The following is a 2,085-nucleotide window of genomic DNA, read 5'->3' as shown; positions in this document are numbered from 1 at the left end:
GACCTTCATCCTCATCGCGCGCTCGGCTACCGCTCGCCGCGCGAGTTCATCACCCGATCAACCCAGGAGACCCTGTCCGGTCTTTAGGGGGCAACAACACTCACCAACACTAAAATGCCGGTCCATCTGCGCTAACAAGACCAGCGCGCCGCCGGTCTCCCGAGAACCGAAGAAGGTCTCCTCGTCCACCTCGGTCGCTGTGGCGAATGAACATGATCTCGATGTGCCGGTAGCGGCGCGTCAGGAAGATGTGCAGCAGGATGTAGAACCGTTTGGCGAGGTCCATCATGTGCTCGATCATCGAGCCGGACACGTCTATCAGGCAGAACATCAGCACGATGCGGAGCGCTTCCTCGCTGTTTGCCCCGCCCTCGTCGCAGCCGCGCCCGCCACCGCCGCTCCGGCGGACGCTTGATCGTGTCACCCTCCACCATGCGCTCGACGAACTCGCCGTGCTTCTTCTCGGTCTCGCCATCCTTCTTGGAGCCGAACGAGATCACCGGCAGCAGCTCCTCCAACTGGGAGAACATCCGCCGCTCGATCGCCTCGCACAGCTTCTCGTAGGAGGTCCAGCTCGGGTTGCGGTCGCCGTGCTGCGCTCGGGAGCGCAGGGCGAACTCCACTACCTTGTTGCGGAAACCCTTCGGGTTGGCGATCCCGGCGGGCTTCTCGATCTTGGTCAGCTCCTGGTTCAGGAGCTGGCCGGTCTCGGCGTCCTTGAAGTCCTGGTCCTCGATCCAGGCGTCGGCGTAGTCGATGTACCGGTCGAACAGTTTCTGCCCGTAATGGTGGTACGATTCGAGGTAGGCCTTCTGGATCTCGCGGCTGATGAACTTCGCGTAGCGCGGGGCCAGCTCGGTCTTATGAATTATAGATACTTCTTCTCGGTCTCGGGCGGGAGCCGCTCGCGGCGTAGTAGCGATTGCTCCAGCAGGTACATCAGATGCACCGGATCGGCCGAGACCTCGATCATGTCGTGGTTTAAGGTCGCGGCCAGCACCTTGAAGGCGAAGCGGGTGGAGATCTTATCCGCATTCTTGCCGGCGCTGGCCGCGGCTTGGCGTTCATCTGGTACGAATACATCGACAAAATTTTCATCCGTCTTTGTGTCTATTCCCCTCTTTCGGGCTGATCTTGTTGGCCATATTTTCTCTTATCTTGATCGTAGCATAATGTAATTTCCTATTAATATTGTGATGTGATTGCTCAATTGCGACACCTGTATAGATCATTACACGAGCTATACTAGGAATCACATGCCACAATATGTGAACAATGCCAAATACCAAGAACGACCAGCTTGCACTCTCTAGAAGCATTGCCGTTTGGTGGCACAAGCCGAGATAGGGGTACACCCCATCGGGATAGAGTTTGATCGGCAGCTCAATAAGGTGGTAAGCCCCTGCCGTCACGGCGGACGCACCTAGCGTCCCGACAGGAATACCGCTGGGCCTCAACATGATGTCCTCGCAGGCTTCAGTTTGATGGCTCTAGGAGGTTTGTCGTCTGCAAACGACAGCCTCCGACTCGGGGAAGGTTTTCGATCGGCCGTGTTTGCCCACGACCTTTGAAGACCTTCCCCACTAGTATGATGATTGGCTTATTTTCAGCCAATATGTTGCTGTGGTCGACTTATCTTCGACCGCAAGACCGGATTTCGCACATAACTTTCCGGTCTTTACAATTTAACATCGTAAAGCTCAGAAGACTCCATCAGTTTCGGATGCTTATTGGGGCGGTCCCCTTATAATTCCTCGATAATTTTCCATGTTGGACCGTCTTCGCAGGCTGGATATGACTGCTAAAACCGCGATGGATTTGTTTAGACCCATATCCTTGTATTTCTGCATCGAGCGGGCGCGGGGATCGACCTCGCGCAGGCTCTCGCCGTCGTAGACCCGCATCTTCGAGAAGACGTTGGAATTGGCGTGCTCGCGCAGCCGCGACAGCACCGAGAACCGCGCCAGCATCTCCAGCGTGCCGGGCGCGCAGGCCGCGTCCGACAGCTCCGAGCCGGAGATCAGCTTCTCGTAGATCCGCTGCTCCTCGGTGACGCGCAGGCAGTACGGGACCTTGATCACGTAG

1 protein-coding gene and 3 pseudogenes are annotated in these 2,085 nt (G+C 56.9%); all 4 read right to left on the bottom strand.

The window, feature by feature from the left end; all coding sequences use genetic code 11:
- Positions 1-138: 138 nt before the first annotated feature.
- A pseudogene (locus ASG32_RS33195) lies at positions 139-334 on the bottom strand (DUF444 family protein); the annotation flags it as partial.
- 94 nt (positions 335-428) lie between these two features.
- A pseudogene (locus ASG32_RS31935) lies at positions 429-1,024 on the bottom strand (PrkA family serine protein kinase); the annotation flags it as partial.
- Between the two features lie 70 nt (positions 1,025-1,094).
- Positions 1,095-1,460 carry a hypothetical protein gene (locus ASG32_RS34285; RefSeq protein WP_157862122.1) on the bottom strand — a complete coding sequence of 122 codons (366 nt, stop codon included), beginning with the start codon at positions 1,458-1,460 and terminating at the stop codon, positions 1,095-1,097.
- Between the two features lie 372 nt (positions 1,461-1,832).
- A pseudogene (locus ASG32_RS31930) lies at positions 1,833-2,085 on the bottom strand (PrkA family serine protein kinase); the annotation flags it as partial.

The organism is Methylobacterium sp. Leaf361 (genome assembly GCF_001424445.1).
Lineage (GTDB): Bacteria > Pseudomonadota > Alphaproteobacteria > Rhizobiales > Beijerinckiaceae > Methylobacterium.
This window is presented reverse-complemented; position numbering and strand designations above follow the sequence as displayed.

What these genes read in the sequence shown, in the direction of transcription:
- ASG32_RS34285 (WP_157862122.1), bottom strand. Translation starts at nt 1,460, where the DNA reads ATGTTGAGGCCCAGCGGTATTCCTGTCGGGACGCTAGGTGCGTCCGCC.